The organism is Priestia sp. D51, assembly GCF_053345675.1.
Window position 1 is genome coordinate 285,557 of the sequence record NZ_JBLTIR010000001.1, and the last position, 19,564, is coordinate 305,120.

Here is a 19,564-nt window from a genome sequence, read left to right on the forward strand (position 1 = left end):
TCGATTTTTTTTGTTTTACTTATTAATTGCAAAGTGATTTTTTCTGTGATAAGATACTTTCAAGAACTAAATAGTCCTGATGTGTTCGTCCTTAATCCAGTTTTGACCGAACAATTTTTTGCTTGGGAGCTCGGAGTTTTTAACGAGCGTACATGCCTCATCTCGAGGACTTACAATGGTTAAAGCAGAGCACCCACCTGCCGAGAGCGGGTTCAAAACGAAGGCACTCGAGACGGCACGATCGGGACTAGCATACATATAAGAAATCCTCTATGTAATGATTTGCATAGAGTTTTTTTATGGAGAAATAACGAATGCTCATGTTCGTTTTGCTAAAAATATGGTATAGTCAATTTCGTTGTTTATTTGAATTAATCATACACGTTGGTGTATTTAATAGAGGAGTGTTTTAACATGTTGCATCAGTTTTCGCGTAATGAACTGGCGATAGGAAAAGAAGGGTTAGCTACTTTAAAAGGCAGCACGGTTGCTATTTTAGGGATAGGAGGAGTAGGGTCGTTTTCTGCTGAGGCTTTGGCTCGGTCAGGAGTAGGTCGTTTAATTCTTGTAGATAAAGACGATGTTGATATTACAAACGTAAATCGTCAAATTCATGCGCTGCTTTCGACGGTAGGTCAGCCCAAGACAGAATTAATGAAACAGCGTATTTTGGATATTAACCCAGACTGTGACGTCGTTTCTCTTCAAATGTTTTATACGGAAGAAACGTATGAAGAGTTCTTTAGTTACAAACCGGACTTTGTAGTGGATGCATCCGATACGATTTCGTATAAAATTCATTTAATGAAAGAATGTTTAAAACATGATATTCCGATTATTTCAAGTATGGGTGCTGCGAATAAAATGGATCCAACACGTTTTAAAATTGCAGACATTTCAAAGACGCATACAGATCCGATTGCAAAAGTGGTTCGTACTCGTCTGCGTAAAGAAGGAATTCGCAAAGGAATTAACGTCGTTTTTTCTGATGAACGTCCAATCGTTATTCGCGAAGAAGTTCGCAAAGAAGTAGGAAACGATCAAGCGCAAATTCGAAAAGCGAAAATGCCCCCATCTTCTAATGCTTTTGTTCCATCTGTAGCGGGATTAATTATGGGCGGTCATGTTATCAATGAATTATTAAGTAATATTAAGATTCGCCGCGTAGGTGATCAATAAAAAGAAGGCTATCGCAGCCTTCTTTTTTTTATGGAAATATCTATTCTATTTATGCTTTGGATGGAATCTTCTGTTTGATATGTATAAAAAGTACTAATAAATTGAAAAATATGGCTTGATGGTGAATTTACACTGTAGTAAAAAAAGAGATTTATGTAAATTTATTTAACGCTTTATTTACATAAAATTTACGTTTTGGCTTTCTTTCTGTTGTATCTTCTACAGTAATATTCAGAAAGTCTTATATATCAAGGGTTTTGATAGAAATAAGAAAAAATAAACCCCAAATAAGTAAGTTTACAGTAACTTAAAATTCACTTCATATAAAGACAACAATCTACTCGTATAATGTGTCTTGTACCTGTTGTTCGAGTACAAAGGACTAGTACTAATTACACATATATTTATTGGAGGGTAATGTAATGAAAACAAAGGGTTTTAAAGTAACATTAGCAGCTTTTTTAATGGTAGGAGCACTAGCAGCATGTGGTAAAGACGGAGCAAGCAACGACAGTGGTTCGGGCAGCAAAGAAGAAGTGTCAGGTACGTTAACAGCGGCGGGATCTACAGCTTTACAACCACTTGCAGAAGAAGCAGCGAATGGAATTACGGAAAAATATCCAAACCTTTCAGTAACGGTACAAGGTGGAGGTAGTGGAACTGGTGTTAACCAAGTAGCATCAGGAGCAGTTGACATTGGAAACTCTGACGTTCCAGCAGCCGATAAAATCGAAGATAAATCAAAAGCAGATAAACTTGTCGATACGAAAGTAGCGGGCATTGGGTTCGCACTTGTTGTAAATAAAGATGTAAAAGTAGAATCGTTAACAAAAGAGCAAATTCAAAAGATTTTCTCTGGTGAAATTAAAAACTGGAAAGAAGTTGGCGGAAACGACGAAAAAATTAACGTAATCAACCGTCCAGCATCATCTGGTACACGTGCTACATTTGAGAAAACATTAATGGGTGACGCAAAAGTAAATGACAGCGTTGGTACAGCTCAAGATTCAAACGGAGCGGTTGAGCAATCAGTAAACTCAACTCCAGGAGCAGTAAGTTACCTTGCTATGTCGTATTTAATTGGCGATAAAAAAGAAAGTTTAAAAATGCTTAATATTGATGGTGTGGAGCCAACAACAGAAAATATTGTTTCTAAAAAATATCCGTTCTGGTCTTATGAGTACATGATTACAAACGGTGAGCCAAAAGATGGTGCAAAAGAGTACATTGATTATGTATCTGGTAAAGACTTTGCTAAGCAAGTAGAAGATATGGGCTATATCCCAATGACTGAATTCAAAAAATAAAAGTGTTTTTAAAAAGAATAGGGCTGACTAACACAGTCAGTCTTATTCTATTTGAATGTTAATAAAGTATATAGCAAATAAAAAGAAAAGCGAATATATACTGAATATGTAAGGAGACAGAGCGATGAAGGGGAAAAAATCCATTAATTATGTAAAAAGCGAATACATTGGCCGTACGCTTTCTACATTTTGCGGTATTTTAATTGTACTTGTTACGTTAGCTATTATCGTATTTATTTGTGAAAAAGGCATACAGTCATTTTTACAAAGCAATATATCAATCGGTGAAATGTTGACTTCAACAAAATGGAGCCCAAACAATAAAGAATACGGGGCACTTGTGTTTATTCTGGGTTCAATGCTTGTATCAATCGGAGCCGTTATTATAAGTGCTCCAATTGGAATTGCTATTGCCATTTTTAACAACTATATTTCGCCTAAATTTGGGTCAACGGTTTTACGACCGGTTTTAGAGCTTTTAGTCGGAGTTCCTTCAGTGGTATACGGCCTTTTAGGGGTTACCATTTTAGTGCCGCTTCTTCGCGATAACTTCGGCGGAGTGGGCTTTAGTTTGATTGCCGGAATTATTGTCTTAAGCGTCATGATTCTTCCGACAATTGCAAGTATTGCTGACGATGCAATTCGAAGCGTAGCACCTGAATATTTAGAAGCTTCTTATGGACTAGGTTCAACAAGATGGCAGGCAATTAGCCGAGTTATTATTCCATCTGCTAAAACAGGTATTTTAACAGGTATCGTGTTAGGGCTTGCCCGTGCATTCGGAGAAGCGCTAGCTGTGCAAATGGTTATCGGAAATACGGTTAAGCTTCCTGAAAGCTTATACAGCCCAACGGCAACATTAACAGGTATTTTAACAATGGATATGTCTAATACGTTAAACGGAACGGCATGGAATAACGCATTGTGGACGTTAGCCATGATTTTACTGCTTATTTCTTTCGTGTTCATTTTAATTATCCGAGCAATTGGGAAACGAGGTGCTCATCAATGAGAAACAAAAATGCACGCACAGTAAATAATATATGGACAGGTATTTTTTATGGCATTGCCGCTCTAGTTGTGGCGCTATTAGTGTATTTAGTTGTTGAAATTATCGCCAAGGGCTGGGGATTTTGGGATCCGAACTTTTTATTTGGAAAGCCAAGCAATACGATGGCAGGTGGTGGTATTGGACCGCAGCTGTTTAACTCGTTTTACATGCTTGTTTTAACGCTGATCATTTCTATTCCTCTTGGTTTAGGAGCCGGAATTTACTTAGCGGAGTACGCGAAGCAAGGTCGTTTCCTAAATTTCGTCCGCTTATGTATTGAGACAATGGCGTCATTACCGTCCATTGTAGTTGGTTTATTTGGATTATTAATTTTCGTCACATTTTCAGGCTGGGGCTATACGCTTATCGGCGGAGCACTTGTGATTACAATTTTAAATTTACCGGGTTTAACGCGCGTATGTGAAAGTGCGATTGCATCTGTTCCTGCGAGTGTAAAAGAAGCGAGTTTAGGCTTGGGTGCGACTAAATGGCAAACAATTGTCAAAGTAGTGATTCCATCAGCGATTCAACAAATTATCACGGGCGTTATTTTAACAGCGGGACGAATCTTTGGAGAGGCAGCTGCGCTGATTTATACAGCTGGCTTAACGACGCCGATGTTAAATTCAAATGCCGACTTAACGAGTCCTGTAAACCCGTTTAATATTTTTCGACCAGCGGAGACGCTTGCCGTCCACATTTGGAAATTAAACTCTGAAGGAATTGTACCTGATGCGAGATTGATTGCAACAAAGTCAGCTGCTATTCTAATCATTATGGTTCTGTTGTTTAATATCATCGCTCGTTTAGTAGCAAAACTTTTAGACAGCTACTTTAAAGGTTCAACAAAAACGAAAAAACGAAAAGACGTTAAAAGTGCAGCTTAATAGATAAAGACAAAAAAGAAAATGGCTTTGAAACTGAGCAACAGTTTCAGCCATTTTCTTTTTTTAATGTCTCTAAACGATTGAAAACTTTTGAAAAGTATTTTTCTTGTCCATTTTGTTTAGGATGAAAATATTGTTTGTTTTTGATGCGATCCGGTAAATACTGTTGAAGGACCCATCCGTTATCAAAATCATGCGGGTATTGATATTCAACGCCTCGTCCAAGGTTCTCTGCTCCTTTGTAATGAGCATCCTTCAAATGAATGGGAACGTCGCCGGACAACCCTTTTTTAATATCACTTATCGCTTCATCTAATGCTTTGTAAGCAGCGTTGGACTTCGGTGATAGGCAAAGCTCAATAACGGCGTTTGCAAGCGGGATGCGTGCTTCTGGAAGTCCTAATCGCTCAGTTGCTTGAATAGCTGCTAGTGTCCTCATGCCGGCATCCGGATCAGCTAGTCCAATGTCTTCATAGGCAATGACTAAAAGGCGACGATTGATGCTGATCAAGTCTCCTGCTTCAATTAGCCGTCCCAAATAATGAAGAGCGGCATTTACGTCGCTCCCGCGAATCGATTTTTGAAAAGCCGATAATACATCATAGTGAGCGTCACCATTTTTATCATGTGAAAAATACTTTTGCTGCAGACATTCTTCTGCCGTTTGTAAGGTAATAACGATTTTACCATCGCTTTCACTTGTTGATAAAACAGCTAGTTCCAGAGCATTCAAAGCCGAGCGCACGTCACCGTTACAGCTGTTGGCAAAGTGGTTCATGGCGTCATCTTCTACGACAATTTTTCTATTCCCAAATCCATTGGATGAGTCGTTGAGTGCTCTTGTTAGCGCCATTTTGATATCATCTGGCGTAAGAGATTTTAATTCGAAGATTTGGCATCTGCTTCGAATAGCAGGATTAATCGCGTGATAAGGATTGCTTGTTGTCGCTCCGATTAGAATGATCATGCCGTTTTCTAAATAAGGAAGCAAAAAGTCTTGCTTGGCTTTGTCAAGGCGATGAACTTCATCTAGCAGAAGAATTACTTTGCCTGACATTTTGGCCTCTTCGGCGACAATTTCCATATCTTTTTTATTGTTTACAACGGCATTTAACTGACGAAACGCCGTGTTGGTTGTTTTTGCAATAGCTGTCGCAATTGTTGTTTTCCCGACGCCTGGAGGCCCATATAAAATCATCGAGCTTAAGTGATTTGCTTTTACCATTCGATAAATCATTTTATCTTTGCCAACTAAATGCTGCTGCCCGATAACGTCATCTAAATGAGTCGGACGCATTCGAAATGCGAGAGGTTTTGTAGACATGTTTTTCTCCTTTCTTTTCTTTCACTGTATCACAAGAGGTGAATAGGTGGTGGAAATTTATCTTATAGGCATAGTATGTTATAATATCAACAGTTACATTTGCAAGAAACGCGTATAGAGAAGTTCATATAGCTTAGTAAAAAACGACTCATCACAGCATTCAGTGACAACGTGAGGGTCTTATTTTTTTCATAAATAAAAAAAGTGTATTGAAGGAGTGTATCGTATGAAAATTTCAACAAAAGGACGCTACGGTTTAACGATTATGATTGAGCTTGCGAAGCGCTTTGGAGAAGGTCCTATCTCGCTTAAAACTATTGCTCAAACGCATGATTTATCTGAACATTATTTAGAGCAGCTTATTTCACCGCTGCGTAACGCTGGGCTTGTAAAAAGCGTGCGCGGAGCTTATGGAGGTTACATCTTGGCACATGAACCTGCTAACATTACTTCTGGCGATATTATTTCCGTTTTAGAAGGTCCTATTAGTCCTGTAGAAGGAATTGAAGATGAAGAGCCTGCAAAACGCGAGCTGTGGATTCGTATTCGAGATGCAGTTAAAGAAGTGCTAGATAGTACAACGCTTGAAGATTTAGCAAATCATTCTGATGATGATCAAGCGTCTTATATGTTTTATATTTAATAATGAGCTAGGAGGCGTTTATTTTGGAACGTATTTATGTTGATCATGCAGCAACGTCTCCAATACATCCAGCAGTCGTTGAGAAAATGACGACTTTTATGCATGAGTACTTTGGAAATCCGTCTAGTATTCATCACTACGGGCGGGAAAGTCGACGCTATTTAGACGAAGCTCGCCAAACGATTGCAGCAAGTATTGGAGCACACGAAAATGAACTGATTTTTACAAGTGGTGGGACAGAAGCAGATAATATGGCACTGATCGGAGTCGCTCTTGCAAACCGCCATAAAGGAAATCATATTATTACCACGCAAATTGAACACCACGCTGTGCTTCATACGTGTGAATATTTAAAAACACAGGGCTTTGAAGTGACTTACCTACCAGTTAATGAGTACGGACAAGTATCTGTGGATGAAATAAAATCAGCCCTAACGGATCAAACAATTCTTGTGTCGGTGATGTTTGGAAATAATGAAGTAGGTGCTATTCAGCCAATTGGAGAAATTGGAGTTCTATTAAAAGAGCATGGAGCATATTTCCACACGGATGCAGTGCAAGCTTATGGATTAATTCCGTTAAATGTGCAACAATTAGGTGTCGATCTTTTATCCGTTTCGGCTCATAAAATTAACGGACCAAAAGGGATGGGCTTTTTATATGCAGCTGCTCACGTTTCACTGTCTCCTTTGCTATTTGGAGGAGAACAAGAGCGCAAACGACGAGCTGGAACTGAGAACATGACAAGTATCGTCGGGTTTGAAGAAGCTGTGAAAATTTCGCAACAAACGCTGCAAACACGTGCAGATGAATATAGAAGATACAAAGAAATAATGGTAGCTGTGTTGAAAGAAGAAGGTATTTCATTTGAAATTAACGGACATCTTGAAAATGCTCTGCCACATGTGTTAAATTTATCATTTCCAAAAACAAATGTTGAATCGATGCTCGTAAATTTAGACTTAGCAGGAATTGCGGCATCGAGCGGTTCAGCTTGCACAGCGGGAGCAATCGATCCTTCTCATGTGCTTGTTGCTATGTTTGGAAAAGGGTCTGAGCGTTTAACAACTTCTATTCGATTTAGCTTTGGCCTAGGAAACTCTGCTGAGCAAATTGAAAAAACCGCACGTCAAACAGCAAACATCGTTAAGCGACTAACGATGTAAATAGCAGCCATCAGTAGGGTCTTCATCCCTCACTGATGGTTTGTGTCGTTTCTTTCGCTTTTTAGCGAACAATTTAATTAAAATGAAGAAAACGGAGGTGGCGAAGTTGACAAAATCACCTAAAGATACACGTGTAGTAGTCGGAATGAGCGGAGGCGTTGATTCATCTGTAGCAGCTCTTTTATTAAAACAACAAGGATACGATGTGATCGGAATCTTTATGAAAAACTGGGACGATACGGATGAAAACGGCGTTTGTACTGCGACTGAAGATTATAACGATGTTATTCGCGTATGTAATCAAATTGGTATTCCCTACTATGCAGTCAACTTTGAGAAACAATATTGGGATAAAGTATTTACCTACTTTTTAGATGAATATAAAGCAGGTCGTACACCGAATCCTGATGTAATGTGTAATAAAGAAATTAAATTCAAAGCCTTTTTGGAGCATGCAATGACGCTAGGAGCAGACTATCTAGCGACAGGACATTATGCACGCGTTGCGTATCGTGACGGGGAGTATAAAATGCTTCGAGGCGTAGATGGAAATAAAGATCAAACGTATTTCTTAAATCAATTAGGACAAGATCAGCTTTCAAAAGTAATGTTCCCAATTGGAGAAATTGAGAAATCAAAAGTGCGTGAAATTGCAAAAGAAGCAGGCCTTGCTACAGCAACGAAAAAAGACAGCACAGGTATTTGCTTTATTGGCGAACGCAACTTCAAGGAATTTTTAAGTCAGTATCTTCCTGCTCAGCCAGGTGTGATGCAAACGCTTGACGGCGAAGTGAAAGGCAAGCATGACGGCCTTATGTACTACACGATTGGTCAACGCCATGGTTTGGGTATCGGAGGCAGCGGCGAACCTTGGTTTGTAGTTGGAAAAGATTTAGAAAAAAACGTTTTATACGTCGATCAAGGCTTTCACAATGAGCTGCTTTATTCTACATCTCTTACAGCAACAAATGTCAGCTGGGTAAGCGACCGTGACTGGTCGTCACCAATGACGTGCACAGCAAAATTCCGCTATCGTCAAACCGATTCAGCAGTAACCGTTGAGAAAGTCGATGATGATACAATTAAAGTTATTTTTGCTGAACCTGTTCGCGCAATTACGCCGGGTCAAGCAGTTGTGTTTTACAAAGATGATGAATGTCTTGGCGGAGCAACAATTGACAAAGTATTTCAAGAAGAAGAGCAAATCTGGTACGTATAATTCATATAAGCAAGAACGAAAAACCTCGGCTGTATATAGCTGAGGTTTTTCTATGATATACTTTACTTATTGGGTAAACTAATAACTTACATATTCTAGATTTTCATGATGTGAAAGTCTTTTAAATCATAACTAAAACAGTGGAGTGAACGAAAAAATGACAGATAAAAATCAGCTAGGAATTCAGTATATGCAGGAAGGGAAATTTGAAGAGGCTGCTAAAACATTTTCAGAAGCAATTGAAGATAATCCAAAAGATCCAATCGTGTATGTGAATTTTGGCAATTTGTTAGCGGCTGTTAGTGAGATGGATCGTGCTTTGAAATTTTATGAACGTGCGATTGAATTAGATGAAGAAACGGCAACAGCGTATTACGGAGCAGGGAATATTTATTTTAATGCAGAGCAGCTTGAGCAGGCAAAGCACTACTTTGATTTAGCAATCAAAAAAGGCTTAGATTCATCCGATGCGTACTTTATGCTTGGTTTAACGCTGTTTCATATGGAAGAAATTCGTTTTGCGATGCATTATCTTCAGCGAGCGGTAGAACTAAACGAACATGACGTAGAAGCAAAATTTCAGTACGGTCTTTGTTTAGCACAGCTCGAAATGGTGGATGAAGCGATTGCTGAGTTCCTTAAGGTAGTCAATCAAGAACCAGAACATGCCGATGCTTTTTATAATTTGGGCGTAGCGTATGCCATGAAAGATGATAAGGACAAAGCAATTGAGATGTTAGATGAAGCTTTAAACGTGCAGCCAGATCACGTAATGGCAGCAAATGCTAAACAAGTTCTGTCTACATTAGAACATTAAGAAAGCGGGTAAAGGAAGGATAACATGAACGAAGAACTAGTGAACCCTTCACAGCCAGAACGTCATTATATAAGCGGCACGTCAATTGTAACGGTATTTCATAACGAAGAAAACTTATATAACGTTACGCGGATACGGATCAAAAAAACAAATTTAGAGATTGAAGATAAAGAAACGGTCGTTACAGGCTATTTTCCTAAGCTGAATGAAGATGAAGTATACACGTTTTACGGAGACTTCAAAGAGCATCCAAAGTTTGGTCTGCAGTTTCATGTTGAACAGTTTAAAAAAGAACTTCCGCAATCAAGGCAAGGGGTTGTTCAGTACCTATCAAGCGATTTATTTCACGGAATCGGTAAAAAAACCGCTGAAAACATTGTAGACGCCCTAGGAGAACGCGCTATTTTTCGTATTTTGCAAAATGAGTCTGTGCTAAAAGAGGTTCCGAGGCTTTCAGCCGACAAGGCAGAAGCTTTAGTCACGCAGCTTCGTGAACATCAAGGGTTAGAAGAAGTAATGGTAAAGCTGACAGACCTCGGGTTTGGACCGCAGCTTTCGATGAAGATTTTCCAAGCGTACAAACAAGAAGCGCTTGAAATTGTTCAAAATAATCCTTATCAGCTCGTAGAAGATATTCAAGGTATTGGCTTTAGCAGGGCTGATGAACTTGGAAAGAGGCTTGGTATGGCAACCAATCATCCTGATCGTTTGCGTGCAGGTATTTTATACGTCATTGAGCAAGAATGCAATCAAATGGGACATGTATACGTCACGGCAGATCAGCTGTATGGAAAAACAGCAGAGCTTCTTCGAAAAAGCAGGCATGAAAATCTGTCTGAAATGGATCTTACAAGAGAAGTGGACGCATTAAAAGCAGACAAAAAGCTTATCATTCAAGACGAAAAAATTTATTTTCCTCCCCTTTTCTATGCTGAAAAAGGGGTAGTTAAAGCTATTCAAAAAATTATGGCTCAAACGCAGTACGAAGAGCAGTTTCCAGAATCAGAATTTTTACTAGCTCTGGGTGAACTAGAAGAGCGATTAGACGTTCAATATGCACCGTCTCAGCGCAAGGGCATACAAACCGCTTTAATGTCTCCAATGCTTCTTTTAACAGGTGGACCAGGTACTGGGAAAACAACGGTTATTAAAGGGATAGTCGAACTTTATGCAGAACTTCACGGATGTTCGTTAAATCCAGGGGACTATAAAAAAGATGAAGCTTTTCCTGTTTTACTTGTGGCACCTACTGGACGCGCTGCTAAACGAATGAGCGAAGCGACCGGACTTCCGGCAGTTACGATTCACAGATTATTAAAATGGAACGGACAAGAAGGATTTGACCATAATGAGGAGAATCCAATTGACGGAAAGTTATTGATTGTGGATGAAGTATCGATGGTAGATTTGTGGCTTGCTCATCAGCTGTTTAAGTCTCTTCCTGCTAATTTACAGGTTATTTTAGTTGGAGACGAAGACCAGCTTCCTTCAGTAGGTCCGGGACAGGTGTTAAAAGATTTACTGAGTTCAGAAGTAGTTCCTACCGTCCGTCTGACAGATGTATACCGGCAAGCGGAAGGGTCGTCGATTATTGATTTGGCTCATGAAATAAAAAAAGGAAAGCTTCCGGAAGACTTATCGAGGCAGCAAGGAGATCGTTCCTTTATTCGCTGTCAAGGACAGCACATCACGAATGTCGTGCAACAAGTTTGCGGGAATGCGTTAAAAAAAGGCTATACGGCTAAAGATATTCAAGTTCTAGCTCCTATGTATAAAGGTCCTGCAGGGATTGATAAACTGAATGAAGTTCTTCAGGAATTATTTAACCCGGCTTCTGAGCAAAGAAGAGAGCTTAAGCACGGAGATATTACGTACCGAGTCGGAGATAAAGTGCTGCAGCTTGTAAATCAGCCGGATAGCAACGTATTTAACGGAGATATGGGAGAAATCGTCTCAGTTTTCTTTGCCAAAGAAAATACGGAAAAACAGGATATGCTGGTTATTTCATATGAAGGAAACGAAGTAACTTATACAAAGCAAGACTTTAATCAAATAACTCATGCATACTGCTGTTCCATTCATAAATCGCAGGGAAGTGAATTTCCCATTGTTGTGCTTCCAATTGTCAAAAGCTATTACCGGATGCTGCGACGCAATTTACTTTATACCGCCGTTACGCGAAGTAAACAGTTTTTAATTTTATGCGGCGAAGACGAAGCGTTTCAGCTTGGAGTCAGCCGGAATGAAGACAGCATTCGACAAACGAATTTACAGCCCCTGCTTCGAGAAAGCTTGGATAACGATATAGAAGATCCCGAAATTCCATTTATGAAAGATGCAAATATTGGGATGGAAAACGTTACGCCGTATGATTTCATGTAACCTTTCGCATGCTAACAAAGAGTTAAATAAACTCCTTTGTTACCATCCTTCTTTGCTAATTGTCAGAAAATAAAGTATGGGCGTGAAAAAAAGTGGACATAATGCGTTTATATAAGTAGAACGTATAAAGAGGTGTCGACTTTGTTTAAATGTCCAAACTGTAAAAGTATTGACGTTGGCAAAATTGGTGTAAATCAGTATTACTGCTGGAATTGTTTTATTGAAATGACTATTTCAAAAGGACAAATTAATACTCACCAAGTAGAAGAAGATGGAACATTGAGCTCGCTTGATGATTTGTTCTCAGATGACGAGCGCACAATCAATTTCTAATTCTTTTTTACCGGGAGGAAGAGCAATGGGCAGAATCATTCCGTCAGTAGTCGCTTTCGGTCTTGGAGCTTATGCATTTAAAATGGCAGATGATCGAGAGATGTTTACAAAAAGAAATATGAAAAAAATGCGTAAACGTATGATGAAAGCTATTCACTAATAAAAAAGCACTATTGCACTAAGCTGCAATAGTGCTTTTTTGCAGGCAGAAGATACAACTGCATGTATAAACTCCTTTCTTTATCAAAAAATAGAAGAGAGGAGGAGTTTACGTTGAAAGATAGTTCATTCAAATGGTTCTATAGATTCGGACTGCTGTTATTAGCACTGCTGTGCATATTAGTATTTTTTAAAGTCCAGTTTTTATGGCTGCCTGTTATTTACATGTTTTTAAAAGCACTGCTGCCTTTTTTTATTGCAGCATTCATTACATATTTACTTCATCCGCTTATTGAAAAAACGCATGATAAAGGCGTGCCTCGTCCTCTAGCTATTTTACTGATCTACATTATCTTTTTTGGAGGAATCGGGTTCGGAGCCTATAAGTCGTATCCTATTTTTGTGGAACAAGTAAAAGATTTAAATGAACAGCTGCCTCATTTTACGAATACATATAGACATTGGGTAGAATCGATTCATGATCGTACAACTTCACTTCCAAACGGTGTACATGAGAAAATTGAAGGCAGCATTGATGATGTAGAGGCTACGCTCAACGTGTGGCTTACAAAAGTGGCGGAAGGATTAAAATCATTGATTACCTCTTTTTTGATTTTAATCATTATTCCATTTATTGTTTTTTATATGCTGAAGGATTTTTCCTCTATTAAGAAAGCAACAGCTTATGTCACACCTAAAAAGTGGCACAAACCAGGCGAACGTTTTTTATCGGATGTGAATGAATCGCTTGGCAATTATATTAGAGGACAATTTTTTGTTTGTCTCATTATTGGTGTGATTGCCACAGCAGCACTTTGGTTCTTTCATGTACCTTATGCACTTCTTTTAGGCTTTATTATTGGCGTAACGAATATCATTCCGTATTTTGGCCCGATTATTGGTGCGGTTCCAGCAGCTATTATTGCAGCAACTATCTCGATAAAGTTGGTTATTACCATTGTCATTATTATCTTTGTGCTGCAGTTTCTAGAAGGAAATGTGCTGTCTCCGCTTATCGTAGGAAAGAGCCTTCATATTCATCCTTTGTTTATCATGCTTGCGCTCCTTTTAGGAGGAGAGTTTGGAGGAGTATTGGGTCTCATTTTGGCTGTGCCAATTTTAGCAGTCGTTAAAATATCTATTTTGCATATTCGCTCTTATACGCTCAAACATTGACAAAGAGCGGTTAATTTGTCATAATATCGCCATAAGAAAACGCTACATATTTTGAACACAATGATGGATCGAGTACGTTGCACACTGGTTTTTAGAGAAGGGCTTCCTTGGCTGAAAGAAGCGCTAAACAAAGAGCAGCTGAACGCTAGTCCAGAGTGCAGGCTAAAACCTGCCGTGTCAGCAACGTTAACGCTATGAAGGTGATAAATGCTTTTGGCATTTATAATCAGGGTGGTACCGCGAGTTCAACTCTCGTCCCTGCTACAGGGATGAGAGTTTTTTTGTGTGCAAATAACTAGCAATTACCTTTGGACACAGGGAAAATAGATGCTTTTATGTCATCATTTTTTTGTCTATAAATAAGAAGAGTATTAAAGGAGGACCAATCATGAAAAAACTGACGTCAGCACAAGTTCGTCAAATGTATTTAGATTTCTTTAAAGAAAAAGGCCATGATGTAGAACCAAGCGCATCTTTAGTTCCGCATGAAGATCCATCTTTATTATGGATTAACAGTGGAGTAGCTACATTAAAAAAATATTTTGATGGTCGTGTTATTCCTCAAAATCCGCGTATTTGTAACGCACAAAAATCTATTCGTACAAACGATATCGAAAACGTAGGTAAAACGGCTCGCCATCATACGTTTTTTGAAATGCTTGGTAACTTCTCTATCGGTGATTATTTCAAAGAAGAAGCAATCCAATGGGCATGGGAATTCTTAACGAGCGATAAATGGATTGGATTCGACGCAGATAAGCTATCTGTAACAGTTCACCCTGAAGATGAAGAAGCATTTAAGATCTGGAATGAAAAAATGGGCGTGCCTAAAGAGCGTATCATTCGTTTAGAAGGTAACTTCTGGGATATTGGAGAAGGTCCGAGTGGTCCAAATACAGAGATCTTTTATGATCGCGGAGAAGCATATGGAAATGACCTAACTGATCCCGAATTATATCCAGGTGGAGAAAATGAGCGTTATTTAGAAATTTGGAACCTTGTATTTTCTCAGTTTAATCATAATCCTGATAATACGTACACGCCGCTTCCAAAGAAAAATATTGATACAGGAATGGGCTTAGAGCGTATGGTTTCTGTTATTCAAGATGTGCAAACAAACTTTGATACAGATTTGTTTATGCCAATTATTGAAGCAACAGAAAATATTTCAGGCGCTAAATATCGTACAAATGATGAGCAAGATACGGCATTTAAAGTCATTGCTGACCACATTCGTACGGTAACATTTGCTGTAGGTGATGGTGCTCTTCCTTCAAATGAAGGCCGCGGGTATGTGCTGCGTCGTTTGTTACGCCGAGCAGTTCGCTATGCTAAAAAGTTAAACATTAATCGTCCGTTCATGTACGACCTAGTGCCGGTAGTAGGTGAAATCATGGTTGATTTCTATCCGGAAGTAAAGGAAAAAACGGATTTTATCCAGCGCGTAGTCAAAAATGAAGAAGAGCGTTTTCACGAAACGTTAAATGACGGACTAGCTATCTTGGCAACTGTTATTAAAAAAGAAAAAGCGCAAAACAGTGATACGGTACAAGGCGAAGATGTTTTCCGTCTATATGATACGTATGGCTTCCCTGTTGAATTAACGGAAGAATACGCAGAAGATGAGAACATGAAAATCGATCATGCAGGTTTTGAACGTGAAATGGAAGCACAGCGTGAGCGTGCGCGTGCTGCTCGTCAAGATTCTAGTTCTATGCAAGTTCAAGGCGGCGTACTTGGTGAAGTAACGGTTGCAAGTGAGTTTGTGGGCTATGATAAAAATGAAGTAGAAACAGTTGTTGAAGCAATTATTGTAGACGGTGAACTTGTTGACCGTGCTGAAGCTGGAACAGAAGCGCAAGTCATCTTAAGCCACACGCCATTCTACGCAGAAAGCGGCGGTCAAATTGCGGACCAAGGTACGATCCAAAGTGCTTCAGGAAAAGCGGAAGTAAAAGACGTTCAAAAAGCGCCAAATGGTCAAAATGTCCAAACGGTATCTGTAACAAGCGGCGAGCTTGTAAAAGGTGAAACATACATGGCAACGCTTGATGAAGAAAACCGCAGTGCAATTGTGAAAAACCATACGGCAACGCATTTATTGCATCAAGCATTAAAAGATACGTTAGGAACGCATGTTAATCAAGCGGGTTCTTTAGTAACAGCGGATCGCTTGCGCTTTGACTTCTCTCACTTTGGTCAAGTGACACAAGAAGAGATTGAGAAAATTGAACAAATCGTTAATGAAAAGATTTGGGACAGCATCTCTGTACAAATTGAAAACAAAGCAATTGACGAAGCAAAAGCGATGGGTGCAATGGCGCTATTTGGTGAGAAATACGGAGATATCGTGCGCGTAGTACAAGTAGGCGACTACAGCTTAGAATTATGTGGTGGATGTCACGTACCAAATACATCTGTTATCGGTTTATTTAAAATTGTATCAGAATCTGGAATCGGTGCAGGTACTCGACGTATTGAAGCTGTAACTGGAAAAGCTGCCTATCAGTTAATGAATGATCAAGTAGGTTTACTAAAAGAAGCTGCGGCAAAAGTAAAATCCAACCCGCGCGATTTAGTAGGGCGCGTTGAAGGATTACTAGAAGAGATTCGTAATCTTCAGCGTGAAAATGATTCACTATCTACAAAGCTTGGCAATATTGAAGCTGGCAATCTTGTTGACCGCGTAAAAAACATTAATGGTGTAAATGTCCTAGCAGCAAAAGTGAATGCAACGGATATGAATAACCTTCGTGCAATGGTTGATGATTTAAAACAAAAATTAGAATCTGCTGTGATCGTATTAGCTTCTCCACAAGGTGAAAAGGTAAATATTATTGCAGGTGTAACAAAAGATTTAATTGCTAAAGGCCATCATGCTGGCAAACTTGTTAAAGAAGTAGCAACGATTTGCGGCGGAGGCGGAGGCGGACGCCCTGACATGGCGCAAGCTGGAGGAAAAGACGCTAGCCAAATTGAAAAAGCACTTGGCACTGTAGAAGAATGGGTTAAATCCGTTTAATTCTCCTCTTTCTTGGTGTACAATATAAATAAGACTTAGCATAGTGCACAATGTGTTCACAAATTAAGAGAGTGAGGTGGGACCGTGAGTTCATTTGATAAAACCATGCAATTTAATTTTCAAGATGAGCCAGCTGAAACAAACGTACATGAAGTATTGTTTACGGTTTATGACGCACTGCAAGAAAAAGGCTACAACCCGATTAACCAAATCGTTGGGTATTTGTTATCAGGAGACCCTGCTTACATTCCTCGTCATAACGATGCGAGAAACACAATTCGCCAGTTAGAGCGAGACGAGCTCATTGAAGAACTTGTTAAATCTTATTTACAACAGCATCGAAAGGATTCATAAATGCGCGTATTAGGATTAGATGTAGGAACCAAAACAATTGGTGTGGCAGTTAGTGATGAAATGGGATGGACAGCGCAAGGAATTGAAACAATTAAAATTGCAGATGAGCAGATGGAGCAATCATATCCTCGTTTACAGCAGTTAATTGACGAATATTCCGTAGAGAAAATCGTAGTGGGTCTTCCTAAAAATATGAATGGTACGATTGGCCCTCGAGGCGAAGCGTGCATCGAGTTTGCTGACAACGTCAAAGAAAAACTTAACATTGAAACGATGATGTGGGACGAGCGCTTGTCAACGATGGCAGCAGAGCGAGTACTGCTGTCTGCCGACGTAAGCCGCAAGAAACGCAAAAAAGTAATCGATAAAATGGCAGCTGTTATGATTCTTCAAGGATACTTAGACAGCAAGCAATAAGAAAAGCAGCAGGCTTTGCTTAAGCTGACAAGTTATGACTTTCCCTTTTACATATTCTTTTGTACGTAAAAGGGAAGTGAAATAACTGAACAGCTTGCTTTTCGCTGAAGAAAAAGTTAAGCTAAGAGCTTACAATATAAAATGAGGTGCAAACATGAGCGTAGAAGAAAATAAAATTACAATCGTCGATGAGAATGGAAATGAGCAGCTATGCGAAATTTTATTCACATTTGATTCTGATCAATATAACAAATCATATGTAATTTACTATCCAATCGGAGCAGACCAAGATGATGAAGAAGAAATTGAAATTCATGCATCTGCTTTCACACCAAGTGAAGACGGTCAAGACGGCGAGCTTCAACCGATTGAAACAGAAGAAGAGTGGGACATGGTTGAGGAAATGGTTAACACATTCCTTGACGAAGAAGGCGAATAATTATAGTGAAAAAGCTGATGACAATCGTTATCAGCTTTTTTTTACATAGCGGCCGTTCTTTTTAGATATAAAAAGGTTTTTCCTTGCATTCTTAGGGGAGATTGTATGATAATGACGAAAAATGAGATAAATTGTAGTATAATAATTCCTGCGTGTGAGAGTGCATTTTAATAAAAGAATTCATTGTTTGAACGGATGAAACTAGACTTTGGGCAGACAATAACATAAATCATGGAAAAAATTTAGGAGAGGCGATAGTTTAAGGAAGCGATACCATCTCACACCTATAGGAGATACGAATGAATCGCAATCTCATGTATCCTCTCTGTTCATACTTACAAAAAATCAAGAAGAAAAGAGGTGAAACTGGTTGTATCTTCTTTTACAGAAGTAGATTTAACCAGGAAGCTGCTTGTCGCAACAAACATTTTTACCACCTAATCGTTCAAGGAAAAAACGAGTTATTTTTATTACAATTATCGTACTTCTTTTACTTGTTGGCGGTGCATTTTTCTATGCTCAATCCCGCTTAACACCCGTGGATCGAAACAGCAATAAAAAAGTAAATGTGACCATTCCACAAGGTTCTTCCGTTCAATCGATTGGTACGGTATTGAAAAAAGAAGATTTAATTAAAAGTAAAAGTGCCTTTCGCTATTACGTAAAATTAACCCATGTATCTGGATTTCAAGCTGGAACGTATTTATTTTCTCCTTCCATGAGCTTAGGGGAAATGGTTGAAAAAATGGAAAAAGGCGAGGTTTCAAAACAACCTGATATTCGTGTCACCATTCCAGAAGGACGCCAGCTTGTCGAAATTGCTGATATCATTGCCAAAAATACAAAGTTTACAAAAGACGAAGTCATGAAAAAGCTAGACGATAAGGCATTCATCAATAAAATGAAAGAAAAGTATCCAGATTTAGTAACGGATGAAGTGATGCAAAAAGATATTAAACATCCGCTAGAAGGTTATTTATATCCCGTTACGTATGATTTTTATGATAAAAATGTGTCGTTAGATGAAATATTGGATAAAATGGTAGGGAAAACAAATAATGTATTAGGTCAGTACAGTGGGCAAATGGAAAAGAAAAAATTTAGTGCACATAAATTGTTAACCATGTCTTCTCTAATTGAAGAGGAAGCGACTGCGAAAGTCGATCGAGAAAAAATTGCCAGTGTCTTTTATAATCGCCTTGAAAAAAACATGCCTCTTCAAACGGATCCAACCGTATTATATGCCTTAGGAGAGCATAAAGACCGGGTGTTCTATAAGCATTTAGAAGTGGACTCTCCTTACAATACGTATAAAGTAAAGGGGTTGCCTCCAGGACCAATTGCCAGCTCTGGATTGATGTCAATCAAAGCTGCGTTACATCCAGCCAATACAGATTATTTATACTTCTTGGCTACACCTGAAGGAAAAGTTATTTTTACCAAAACGTTAGAAGAACATAACAAAGAAAAAGCCAAGCATATTACAGGTAAAGAAAAGCAAAATACCGAAAAATAATTGGAAATTTAAAATTGGGGAATCGCGATACTTCGCATTCCCCATCTTTTATGTTAAAATATATCGGGTTTACGTAAAAACGAAAAAAACTTATAATAGACTAGTTGTCTTACTATTTTGCAGTAATGAAACGTTATGAAAACATAATGTAAAATGTACTTCTGAGAACGGAG

General features: G+C 38.9%; 19 protein-coding genes and 1 other RNA gene. 19 read left to right on the plus strand and 1 reads right to left on the minus strand.

What is annotated here, in order from left to right:
* Positions 1 to 70: 70 nt before the first annotated feature.
* From ssrS to pstA, 5 genes are all read left to right on the plus strand, one after another.
* A non-coding RNA gene (gene ssrS, locus ACNHOZ_RS01485) (6S RNA) lies at positions 71 to 252 on the plus strand.
* A gap of 162 nt (positions 253 to 414) precedes the next feature.
* Complete coding sequence (locus tag ACNHOZ_RS01490; RefSeq protein WP_447697038.1) at positions 415 to 1,179, plus strand: tRNA threonylcarbamoyladenosine dehydratase; 765 nt, start codon at positions 415 to 417, stop codon at positions 1,177 to 1,179.
* Positions 1,180 to 1,601: 422 nt separating this feature from the next.
* Positions 1,602 to 2,486, plus strand: a complete 885-nt coding sequence (locus ACNHOZ_RS01495) for a phosphate ABC transporter substrate-binding protein PstS family protein (protein ID WP_033579664.1) — start codon at positions 1,602 to 1,604, stop codon at positions 2,484 to 2,486.
* A gap of 124 nt (positions 2,487 to 2,610) precedes the next feature.
* Positions 2,611 to 3,498: a phosphate ABC transporter permease subunit PstC gene (gene pstC, locus ACNHOZ_RS01500; RefSeq protein WP_013059300.1), complete on the plus strand. Its 888-nt coding sequence runs from the start codon at positions 2,611 to 2,613 to the stop codon at positions 3,496 to 3,498.
* On the plus strand, positions 3,495 to 4,424 hold the full coding sequence (gene pstA, locus ACNHOZ_RS01505; RefSeq protein ID WP_025750576.1) for a phosphate ABC transporter permease PstA: 930 nt from the start codon (positions 3,495 to 3,497) through the stop codon (positions 4,422 to 4,424). The genes pstC and pstA overlap by 4 nt, the downstream gene beginning before the upstream one ends.
* Positions 4,425 to 4,470: 46 nt before the next feature.
* On the opposite strand, the gene ACNHOZ_RS01510 is transcribed toward pstA, so the two are convergent.
* Entirely contained in the window at positions 4,471 to 5,748 is a 1,278-nt protein-coding gene (locus ACNHOZ_RS01510; RefSeq protein ID WP_048019726.1) for a replication-associated recombination protein A, read from the minus strand.
* 226 nt (positions 5,749 to 5,974) lie between these two features.
* On the opposite strand from ACNHOZ_RS01510, the gene cymR reads away from it, so the two are divergent.
* The 14 genes from cymR to mltG all read left to right on the plus strand — a co-directional run bounded on the left by cymR (position 5,975) and on the right by mltG (position 19,391).
* Positions 5,975 to 6,391: a cysteine metabolism transcriptional regulator CymR gene (cymR, locus tag ACNHOZ_RS01515; RefSeq protein ID WP_013059297.1), complete on the plus strand. Its 417-nt coding sequence runs from the start codon at positions 5,975 to 5,977 to the stop codon at positions 6,389 to 6,391.
* Between the two features lie 23 nt (positions 6,392 to 6,414).
* A complete protein-coding gene (locus tag ACNHOZ_RS01520; protein ID WP_255905699.1) occupies positions 6,415 to 7,557 on the plus strand; it encodes a cysteine desulfurase family protein in 1,143 nt (380 codons plus the stop codon).
* Positions 7,558 to 7,663: 106 nt separating this feature from the next.
* Entirely contained in the window at positions 7,664 to 8,776 is a 1,113-nt protein-coding gene (gene mnmA, locus ACNHOZ_RS01525; protein ID WP_028411683.1) for a tRNA 2-thiouridine(34) synthase MnmA, read from the plus strand.
* Positions 8,777 to 8,933: 157 nt separating this feature from the next.
* On the plus strand, positions 8,934 to 9,593 hold the full coding sequence (locus tag ACNHOZ_RS01530) for a tetratricopeptide repeat protein (protein WP_447697039.1): 660 nt from the start codon (positions 8,934 to 8,936) through the stop codon (positions 9,591 to 9,593).
* Positions 9,594 to 9,617: 24 nt separating this feature from the next.
* Positions 9,618 to 11,975 carry an SF1B family DNA helicase RecD2 gene (gene recD2, locus ACNHOZ_RS01535; RefSeq protein WP_048019727.1) on the plus strand — a complete coding sequence of 786 codons (2,358 nt, stop codon included), beginning with the start codon at positions 9,618 to 9,620 and terminating at the stop codon, positions 11,973 to 11,975.
* A 141-nt stretch (positions 11,976 to 12,116) separates the two neighbouring features.
* Positions 12,117 to 12,308 (plus strand): hypothetical protein, encoded by a 192-nt coding sequence (locus tag ACNHOZ_RS01540; protein WP_013059292.1) that lies wholly within the window; start codon positions 12,117 to 12,119, stop codon positions 12,306 to 12,308.
* Between the two features lie 25 nt (positions 12,309 to 12,333).
* Positions 12,334 to 12,468, plus strand: a complete 135-nt coding sequence (locus ACNHOZ_RS01545) for a YrzQ family protein (protein WP_013059291.1) — start codon at positions 12,334 to 12,336, stop codon at positions 12,466 to 12,468.
* 113 nt (positions 12,469 to 12,581) lie between these two features.
* Positions 12,582 to 13,643: an AI-2E family transporter gene (locus tag ACNHOZ_RS01550; RefSeq protein ID WP_048019728.1), complete on the plus strand. Its 1,062-nt coding sequence runs from the start codon at positions 12,582 to 12,584 to the stop codon at positions 13,641 to 13,643.
* Between the two features lie 63 nt (positions 13,644 to 13,706).
* Positions 13,707 to 13,841 (plus strand): hypothetical protein, encoded by a 135-nt coding sequence (locus tag ACNHOZ_RS01555; RefSeq protein WP_255219740.1) that lies wholly within the window; start codon positions 13,707 to 13,709, stop codon positions 13,839 to 13,841.
* 190 nt (positions 13,842 to 14,031) lie between these two features.
* Positions 14,032 to 16,665, plus strand: a complete 2,634-nt coding sequence (alaS, locus tag ACNHOZ_RS01560) for an alanine--tRNA ligase (RefSeq protein ID WP_048019729.1) — start codon at positions 14,032 to 14,034, stop codon at positions 16,663 to 16,665.
* 84 nt (positions 16,666 to 16,749) lie between these two features.
* Positions 16,750 to 17,019 (plus strand): IreB family regulatory phosphoprotein, encoded by a 270-nt coding sequence (locus ACNHOZ_RS01565; RefSeq protein ID WP_013059287.1) that lies wholly within the window; start codon positions 16,750 to 16,752, stop codon positions 17,017 to 17,019.
* Positions 17,020 to 17,436, plus strand: coding sequence for a Holliday junction resolvase RuvX (gene ruvX, locus ACNHOZ_RS01570; RefSeq protein WP_013059286.1), 417 nt, complete (start codon positions 17,020 to 17,022; stop codon positions 17,434 to 17,436). It abuts the gene before it with no gap.
* A gap of 154 nt (positions 17,437 to 17,590) precedes the next feature.
* Positions 17,591 to 17,875, plus strand: a complete 285-nt coding sequence (locus tag ACNHOZ_RS01575) for a DUF1292 domain-containing protein (protein ID WP_013059285.1) — start codon at positions 17,591 to 17,593, stop codon at positions 17,873 to 17,875.
* Positions 17,876 to 18,287: 412 nt separating this feature from the next.
* Complete coding sequence (mltG, locus tag ACNHOZ_RS01580) at positions 18,288 to 19,391, plus strand: endolytic transglycosylase MltG (protein WP_028411679.1); 1,104 nt, start codon at positions 18,288 to 18,290, stop codon at positions 19,389 to 19,391.
* The last annotated feature ends 173 nt before the right edge of the window (positions 19,392 to 19,564 follow it).